The sequence below is a fragment of the Cupriavidus sp. MPR-AND1C genome (assembly GCF_058809705.1).
Genome location: NZ_JBXASU010000156.1, coordinates 2314 through 10231 on the forward strand (window position 1 = coordinate 2314; position 7918 = coordinate 10231).

Sequence of the window (7918 nt, forward strand, 5' to 3'; positions counted from 1 at the left end):
CCCCCCCCCCCCCCCCCCCCCCCCCCCCCCCCCCCCCCCACGGCCGCCTCTGTTTGCAGGCGAGTATCAGACGCCCAGGGCGGCAATACCCGCACGCGCGATCTGTGCGTCTTCGGTCGACTTCACGCCCGACACGCCAACCGCACCCACTACCTGGTCATTGACCACGATAGGCACACCACCTTCCAGCATGCCTTGCAGCACCGGTGCGGTCATGAAAGAGTGACGGCCGTTGTTGATCATGTCTTCGTAAACCTTGGACTCGCGACGGCCCAGCGACGACGTACGTGCCTTTTCGGTCGCGATGTAGCTCGAGATCGGTGCAGCACCGTCCAGGCGCTGCAATGCCAGCAGGTGACCACCATCGTCCACGATGGCAATCGAAACCGCCCATTGGTGATTCTTGGCTTCCAGCTCGGCTGCGGCCAGTACCTTCTTCACATCATCTGCCGTCAGCACGGTTTTTTGCTGCATACCACTCTCCTCGAAGATCATTTCAGTGAGCCGGAAGTATAGCGCCACGGCCCTTGGCATGACCATGCCGCCACCGTCCTGGCACCTGCCCGCAAAAAGCAAAAGACCCGCTCGAGGCGGGTCCTTTGATGATTCACGAGCGTTGCTGGATGCGGACGGCCGCAGCCCTCAGGGCCGCAGGCTTGTGTCCGGCAAACTCAGGCTCCGTCGCTGAACTGGTCGCGGCGATCGCCAACCTTGGCGCCGTCGGTGAACGGATCCACCTTGCGCGCGCCGTCGGTGTACGGGTCAACCTTGCCAAGCTTGGCACCATCGGTGTAGGGATCAACCTTGCCGATCTTGGCGCCATCGGTGTAAGGGTCTGCCTTGGCGATACCGGCTGCAAAGGCGGAAGCGGAGAGTGCGGAGAGGGCGGTCAGGGCTGCGATCGCCACCAGGTTGTTTTTGATCTTCATGGGCGGATCCTCTTGGGAATTAGGTCGTGCTGGAGGGGCGCTGGATGACGAAGCATTGCGGAATCTTGTCATCACGGCGTCACAGCGTCAGTATAGGTGAAAACCCTAATAAGGATATGAGAGCCGGTTTGACCTGTCTCTTCAAATTTTTTGACCCCACTGATAACTATGGAACCTTGTCCGGATTGCCGCCTACAGTTTGCCTCCCAGGGCTGCGCCTGAAAAACGAAAGGGCCCCGCAGGGCCCCTTTCGCCAGCCTGCGCGAGGCAGGTCGTTCATGCTTATCGCCAGTGGCGTCCATGTCCCGGGCCGTAGTAACCCCGCCCATAGTAGCCGCGGCCGTAGTAGCGCGGGCCGTAATAACCCGGCCCCGGACCGTAGTAGACCGGAGCCGGCCGCACGATGACCGGTGGCGGGCCATAGTAGACAGGTGCAGGCGCCATGACCACGGGCGGAGCGGCAATATAGGCTGGCGGCGGATAGTACGCCGGGCCGCCGACCACAACGCCAGGCACCCCAATCGCCACGCCAACGCTCACATGGGCCATTGCCGCACCGGATGCCAGCGCCCCAAGCAAAGCGAGTCCTGCGAGCCACCAACGTTTCATGATCCTAGCCTCTTGCAATGCGTTATTCGATAAGAGGTATTGTAGGTTCCTGGGAAATTGCAGGTGAAACCGAGAACGTTACATTGTTACCAGGAGTAACAACCGACACATAAAGACGTTGCCTCGGCTCACTTGGCTGCCTACGGCGCGAATCCCGCGCGGAGCTTGCATCACCGCGCGCAACCGACCACAATATCGGGCTTGCCGTGCGGCCGTGGAGAAATTGGTAGACTCAGCAGACTTAAAATCTGCCGCCTTTACGGGCTTACGGGTTCGACCCCCGTCGGCCGCACCAGCATCTACCCTCCCAGCATCCACGCTCCCCTCCCCCGGCTTTGCGCGCTCAGGCCACCGCTGCGCACAGCAGCGCGCCGCCGCACACCAGGAACACAAACAGCAGGCCTGCCAGCACCAGGGGCTTGCGCCCGGCGCGCAGCAAGGTGCCAATGCGGGTGTGCAAGCCAATTGCGAGCATCGCGCAGGCAAGCAGCCAGTTATCGAAGGCCAGCAGGGCCGGCTTCCAGTCCTGGGGGACAAGGCCCGCCGAATGCACGGCCATCACCGCCACGAAACCCACCGCAAACCACGGGATCGCCTTCAGAATGGCACCCCACGGACGCCCGCCTGCCGCGTTCTCGCCTTTGCCGTCTTCCGCAAGCCCGATGCCGGCCTTCGGCCACAGCGCCAGCACCAGCAACAGCGGGCCCAGCGCCAGCACGCGCACCATCTTGGTCACCACGGCGGCATCCGCGGTGGCGTCGCTGACCATCTTGCCCGAGGCAATGACCTGTGCCACTTCGTGCAGCGTGGCACCGGTGTAGATGCCAAACGTGCGCTCGCTGATGGCAAGGTGCCAGTGCTGCGTGGCCAGCTCAAACAGATAGGGATACAGCAGCATGCCGGCCGTGCCGAACAATACCACCGTGGCCACGGCCACGGCCGTCTGGCGGTCATCGGTGCGCACCACCGAAGCCACCGCGATGGCCGCCGCGGCGCCACATACGGCGCTGCCCGCGCTGACGAGAATCGCTTCCCGGCGGCTTAGTCCCAGCAGCGAAGAGCCGATCCAGATCCCCAGCAGCATGGTCGAGACCAGCATGGCCAGCGGCACCAGCACGCCTGCCAGGCCCAGGTCGGCGATGGCGCCAAAGGTGAGGCGCAGGCCATACAACGCCACGCCGAAGCGCAGCAGTTGCTGGCGCGCCAGCTGCATGCCCGGCGCGAGCGGGATGAGCCAGCGTTGCGGCAGCGTATTGCCGGCCACCATGCCGGCGAACATGGCCAGCGTCAGCGCGCTCATGCCGAGGCGCGAGACCGCCGGGTGCGCCGAGAACACCATGGCCAGCCAGGCGATGAAACCCAGTGGCACCAGCGTCAAGACCCGGGTCGGCCACGAAGGAGGTTCGGTGCCGAGATTGGCAACTGCGGACGATTGAATGGAAGACATGGCGGGGGTCCTGCCCGTAATGCCGGAGGGCTTCGGGGCGCATATTGAATATGCTCGAAGCGTACTTAGCTGGCGTAAATCTGTAAAACAGGTAATATCGTTATACATTACCTGTTTTACAGATATGAGCCATCGCCCACTCCGCCTCACCCTGCGCCAACTCTCCGTTTTCGTCGCGGTGGCGCAGCACGGCAGCACCGTGGCTGCGGCCGATGCGCTGGCCATGTCGCAATCCGCGGTCAGCGCCGCGCTGGCGGATCTGGAGGCCACGCTGGGCGGCTCCCTCTTTGACCGGGTGGCGCGTCGACTGAGCATCAATGAGACCGGCCGGCTGTTTTTTCCGCGCGCGCTGTCGCTGCTGGACCAGGCACAGGAACTCGAGCGCTTCACCGTGCAACCCGGGGTGCAACTGCGCATTGCCGCCAGCAACACTATCGGCAGCTATATCCTGCCGGGGCTGCTCGCGGGTTTTCGGCATGTGCAGAGTGGCCCCTGTGCGCTGGACATGCGCATCGGCAACACGCGCGAGGTCCTGCAGGCATTGCTGCATTTCGAGGCGGATATCGGGCTGATCGAGGGCACATGCCACGAGCGCGACCTGCGCAGCGCCCACTGGCGGGACGATGTGATGGTGGTGGTGGTCAGCCCGTCACACCCGCTCGCAAGCTACCCTGGCAATCTGGCCGCCTTGCGCGACGCCGACTGGGTCGTGCGTGAACCCGGCTCGGGCACGCGCGAGATCATCGAACAACGGCTGGCGCCACTGCTGGGCGAGTTGCGCTTCGCGCTGGAGTTGGGCAACTCCGAAGCCATCAAGCGTGCCGTGATGAGCGGCTATGGAGTGAGCTGCCTGTCGCTGCAGGTGGTGGAAGACGAATTGCAGCGCGGCACTCTGGTGGCGCTGCGCGATGGCCTGCCCGACGTGGTGAGGCCACTGCACCTCGTGGTTCACCAGGACAAGTACCCTACGCAGGGCCTGCTGGCCTTTACGGAGTATCTTCGCCGCGATGCCGCGGCAACCAGCCAGTGAACTGCACAGGCCGCTGCATGCCCGCGCTCATGCGGGATGGGGATCCGCTTCGCCTGCATGCTTGGCGGTATAGCGATCGAGCAGGTGGAACAGCAACGGATTTAGCACGATGGACAGCAGCGCGCCAGCCAGGATCAGGGCGTGGCCCCGCTCGGGCAGGATCTTCAGATAGACACCGAGGCCCGCGAGGATGAAGGAGAACTCGCCGATCTGGGCCAGGCTGACCGCGATGGTCATGCCGGTACGGGTGGAATGCCCGAACACCCGAACGATGCAAAGTGCAGCAAGCGATTTGCCCACCACGATGATGAACAGCGTGGCCAGCACGCCCCAGGGGTCGTTGATCAGCACCATCGGGTTGAACAGCATGCCGACCGAAACAAAGAACAGCACCGCGAACGCATCGCGCAGGGGCAGCGACTCCTCCGCCGCGCGGTGACTGAACTCAGACTCCGCCAGCACCATGCCGGCAAAAAATGCACCGAGCGCAAACGACACGCCGAACAGCGAGTACGCGCCAAAGGCCACGCCGAGCGCCGTTGCCAACACCGCCAGACGGAACAGTTCACGGCTCCCGGTCCAGACGATGCGCTCCAGCATCCAGGGAATAAAGCGACGGCCAATCACCAGCATCACAGCGACGAAGGCCGCCACCTTGCCCAGGGTAGCGAACACGGCGAACACGATGTCGCCCGAGTCCGGTGCGGCCGCGCCTGACGCCGCGCCGTCTGCGGACGGCGTGAGCAGGCCAGCCAGCGCCGGCAGCAGCACCAGCGTCAGCACCATGGCCAGGTCTTCCACGATCAGCCAGCCCACCGCGATCCGGCCCTGAGGCGACTCCACCAGCTCGCGCTCCTGCAACGCCTTGAGCAATACCACGGTGCTCGCCACCGAAAGTGCCAGCCCGAAGACCAGGCCTGGGCCCCATTCCCAGCCGAAGCCCCAGGCCGCGCCCATCCCGAGCAAGGTCGCGATGCCGATCTGTACCACCGCTCCCGGAATGGCGATCGTTTTCACCGCCATCAGGTCTTTGAGCGAAAAATGCAAGCCAACCCCGAACATCAGCAGAATCACGCCAAGCTCCGCCAGTTCCGGCGCCAGCGCCTGGTCCGCGGTGTAGCCCGGCGTATACGGGCCGACCACGATGCCCGCGCACAAGTATCCGATCAGCGGTGGGAGCTTGAGCCGGTTGGCCAGCGCACCCAATATAAACGCCAGGACGAGACCGCCGACGATGGTGCTGATGAGCGGGGTAGCGTGATGCATGCGTTCTGGGTTCCTCGTGCTTGGCCATGGCGGCGGTGACTGGACAACCCGCCCGCCCCCAGCGGCCGTAGGCGGGGACCACAAAGCGACCTCCGGGCCGCGCTGCGGCGTTGAACGCCGGACACAGGCCGAGAGGTACCGCACTGATTGAGGGAAACGGGAACGGGAGTTTTACAGCAGCCTGGAGGCGAAAAGCGCGGCATGAGTCCAAGCGGACGACGATGGCACGCTGTTCAGGTCAGGATATGCCCTGAACGCCCCGTGAAGACTACAACATGGAATGTAACACGATCACCACAAAGGCAAAGCGCGGAATCGGGGCAGGATGCGCCGCCATCATCGCGGAAGCGCGCCGCCGCCCTGCCATCCCGTCGCCCTGATCCTACCGCCCTGAAGTCCTACCGCCCGGCCAACTGGAACGTTGCCACGGTCTCGCGCAGCTTGTCGGCCTGCTCTTCCAGCGATTGCGCAGCCGCTGCCGCCTGCTCCACCAACGCCGCGTTCTGCTGCGTGGCCTGGTCCATGTGCCCGACGGCCTGATTGACTTGCTCGATCCCGGTGCTTTGCTCGCGCGAGGCTGCGGCAATCTCCCCGATGATGTCGGACACGCGGCGCACGGCCTGACGAATCTCGCCCATGGTCTTGCCCGCATCCTCGGCCTGCGCCGAGCCTTGCCTGACCGTGTCGACCGAGGTGTCGATCAAGTCCTTGATTTCCTTCGCCGCGCTGGACGACCGCTGGGCCAGGCTGCGCACCTCGCCGGCCACGACCGCAAAGCCACGGCCCTGCTCGCCAGCGCGCGCAGCTTCGACCGCAGCGTTGAGCGCCAGGATATTGGTCTGGAAGGCGATGCCTTCGATCAAGGTCGTAATCTCCGCGATACGGGTGGAACTGGTGCTGATTGCGCCCATCGTCTCCACCACCTGCTGCACGGCCGTGCTGCCGTACTCGGCCACATCGGCGGCAGAATTCGCCAGGCTGCTGGCCTGGTGTGCATTGTCGGCATTTTGCCGCACCGTCGCGGTCAGTTCCTCCATGCTGGCTGCTGACTGCTCCAGCGACGCAGCCTGCTGCTCGGTGCGCGTGGACAGGTCAGCATTGCCTGCCGCAATCTGGCGGGCAGCCGTGCTCACGGAATCGGTCGACATGCGGACTTCACGCAGCGCCGATGCTACGCGCTCGATCAATTGATTAAAGGCAACCGCCGTGCGCCCGATCTCATCCCCATTGCGCACCGAAGCGCGACGCTCGAGGTCCAGCGACTTGCTCACATAGTGCAAGGTCTGCTCGATCTCCGCCAGGCTGACATGAATGTGCCGATAGAGCGAATAGCCCATTGCGCCCGTGACAACAAAGCCGCAGGCAATAATTGCCGAAAAGAACGCCAAGGCTAGCGTGTACGCCTTCGCGTTGCTCGAAACCAGTTTCTCGCCCAGGCCCGCGTTGTACGCCACGTGCTCGTTGATGGCGGTGCGCAGCGCCTTGACCGCGACAAAGAGCGACCCCCCTATCAGCATGCCCCGCGCACCGTCGGCGTCGCCGGCGGCAGACCGCTCCAGGAAGCGCCCCCGCTCCGCGCGATACTGCTTGATCGCGGCGCGATCCGCATCCAGCATCTTGCGGTCGGTCTCATCGGAAAGATCGGTGCGCTCGTAGTGCGCGACTGTGGCGTCGAAAGCCTCGTCCGCCTTCGACAAAGCGGCCACCGCCTCCGAGCGGCCGCTCGCCTCCGGGGACAAGGCATAGTGGTAGAGCGACAGGCGCATGGTACTGACGGTATCGCGCAGGTCGCTCAGCGTGCGCACGCTGGCGAGCGTGTTGTCGTTGAAGTAGGTAAAACGCTCCTGCGACTCGCGGAGTTGCCAGATGCCGCCGACTCCGACTGCAAGCAGGGCAAGCAGGGCCAGCGACAAGGTGCCTAACAGGCGTTGAGTGATGTTCATGGCGCAATGTCGGCGCGCGCGAGGGCGCGCACCGCTTCTCCAATAGAGGTGGACGATGAAATGACGCCCGTGGGCAACGGGAACGGGGTCAGGCAGTCAGTTTTGGAAGCGCGCTTGCAACAGTCTCGAAATCCGGCGAGTCATCTTTTGGACGACCCTCACTCCGCCTTTACGGCAGCCGCTGGAATAGCTGAAGCAAAATTGGGAAATAAAACAAAAATAAGCGACGATATTAGGACTTGTCCTAAAAATAGAAGAGGATAAACGACAAAAAGACAGCCGGGACTCACGCTCTGGCGGAAATTTGAGGGAAAAAAAGAGGGGGAAGAAGGAGGGGAAGGAGGAGGGGAACGTTGGTGCAGATGGCACCGGTGGTGAACGGATCGCCAGAAAGCAAAAAGCGCCACCGGTTAGGGTAGCGCTCTGTGCTTGACTATCTTGGAGGCGGGGGTCGGAATCGAACCGGCGTACACGGCTTTGCAGGCCGCTGCATGACCACTCTGCCACCCCGCCGGGTGACGGCTGCTGGATTGTAGCCGCATTCGCCAGACCCTGCCGGGCCGCGCTTGCGCACTACCATCACAAACAAAAAGGGAAGCGGTGCTTCCCTTTGGGATTGGAGCGGGAGACGAGGCTCGAACTCGCGACCTCAACCTTGGCAAGGTTGCGCTCTACCAACTGAGCTACTCCCGCA

Annotated in this window: 7 protein-coding genes and 3 tRNA genes; 2 read left to right on the forward strand and 8 right to left on the reverse strand. The window is 63.7% G+C overall.

The annotated features are described in order from the left end of the window. Positions 1 to 66: 66 nt before the first annotated feature. From AC1RWI_RS37055 to AC1RWI_RS37065, 3 genes are all read right to left on the reverse strand, one after another. Complete coding sequence (locus tag AC1RWI_RS37055) at positions 67 to 474, reverse strand: heme-binding protein (RefSeq protein ID WP_006158644.1); 408 nt, start codon at positions 472 to 474, stop codon at positions 67 to 69. 197 nt (positions 475 to 671) lie between these two features. Continuing rightward, positions 672 to 929: a hypothetical protein gene (locus tag AC1RWI_RS37060; protein WP_043347823.1), complete on the reverse strand. Its 258-nt coding sequence runs from the start codon at positions 927 to 929 to the stop codon at positions 672 to 674. A 282-nt stretch (positions 930 to 1211) separates the two neighbouring features. Next, entirely contained in the window at positions 1212 to 1538 is a 327-nt protein-coding gene (locus tag AC1RWI_RS37065; RefSeq protein ID WP_043347826.1) for a hypothetical protein, read from the reverse strand. A gap of 208 nt (positions 1539 to 1746) precedes the next feature. On the opposite strand from AC1RWI_RS37065, the gene AC1RWI_RS37070 reads away from it, so the two are divergent. Next, a tRNA-Leu gene (locus AC1RWI_RS37070) sits at positions 1747 to 1833 on the forward strand. 48 nt (positions 1834 to 1881) lie between these two features. Here AC1RWI_RS37070 and AC1RWI_RS37075 read toward each other — a convergent pair. Continuing rightward, complete coding sequence (locus AC1RWI_RS37075) at positions 1882 to 2985, reverse strand: YeiH family protein (protein ID WP_043347829.1); 1104 nt, start codon at positions 2983 to 2985, stop codon at positions 1882 to 1884. 124 nt (positions 2986 to 3109) lie between these two features. On the opposite strand from AC1RWI_RS37075, the gene AC1RWI_RS37080 reads away from it, so the two are divergent. Further along, a complete protein-coding gene (locus tag AC1RWI_RS37080; protein WP_492870788.1) occupies positions 3110 to 4015 on the forward strand; it encodes a LysR family transcriptional regulator in 906 nt (301 codons plus the stop codon). A 27-nt stretch (positions 4016 to 4042) separates the two neighbouring features. On the opposite strand, the gene AC1RWI_RS37085 is transcribed toward AC1RWI_RS37080, so the two are convergent. From AC1RWI_RS37085 to AC1RWI_RS37100, 4 genes are all read right to left on the reverse strand, one after another. Next, positions 4043 to 5281, reverse strand: coding sequence for a cation:proton antiporter domain-containing protein (locus tag AC1RWI_RS37085; RefSeq protein WP_082054901.1), 1239 nt, complete (start codon positions 5279 to 5281; stop codon positions 4043 to 4045). 398 nt (positions 5282 to 5679) lie between these two features. Further along, entirely contained in the window at positions 5680 to 7224 is a 1545-nt protein-coding gene (locus tag AC1RWI_RS37090; RefSeq protein WP_492870789.1) for a methyl-accepting chemotaxis protein, read from the reverse strand. A 439-nt stretch (positions 7225 to 7663) separates the two neighbouring features. Further along, a tRNA-Cys gene (locus AC1RWI_RS37095) sits at positions 7664 to 7737 on the reverse strand. A 104-nt stretch (positions 7738 to 7841) separates the two neighbouring features. Beyond that, positions 7842 to 7917, reverse strand: a tRNA-Gly gene (locus AC1RWI_RS37100). Position 7918 lies beyond the last annotated feature (1 nt).

What these genes read in the sequence shown, in the direction of transcription:
- AC1RWI_RS37055 (WP_006158644.1), bottom strand. Translation starts at nt 474, where the DNA reads ATGCAGCAAAAAACCGTGCTGACGGCAGATGATGTGAAGAAGGTACTG.
- AC1RWI_RS37090 (WP_492870789.1), bottom strand. Translation starts at nt 7,224, where the DNA reads ATGAACATCACTCAACGCCTGTTAGGCACCTTGTCGCTGGCCCTGCTT.
- AC1RWI_RS37080 (WP_492870788.1), top strand. Translation starts at nt 3,110, where the DNA reads ATGAGCCATCGCCCACTCCGCCTCACCCTGCGCCAACTCTCCGTTTTC.
- AC1RWI_RS37060 (WP_043347823.1), bottom strand. Translation starts at nt 929, where the DNA reads ATGAAGATCAAAAACAACCTGGTGGCGATCGCAGCCCTGACCGCCCTC.
- AC1RWI_RS37085 (WP_082054901.1), bottom strand. Translation starts at nt 5,281, where the DNA reads ATGCATCACGCTACCCCGCTCATCAGCACCATCGTCGGCGGTCTCGTC.
- AC1RWI_RS37075 (WP_043347829.1), bottom strand. Translation starts at nt 2,985, where the DNA reads ATGTCTTCCATTCAATCGTCCGCAGTTGCCAATCTCGGCACCGAACCT.
- AC1RWI_RS37065 (WP_043347826.1), bottom strand. Translation starts at nt 1,538, where the DNA reads ATGAAACGTTGGTGGCTCGCAGGACTCGCTTTGCTTGGGGCGCTGGCA.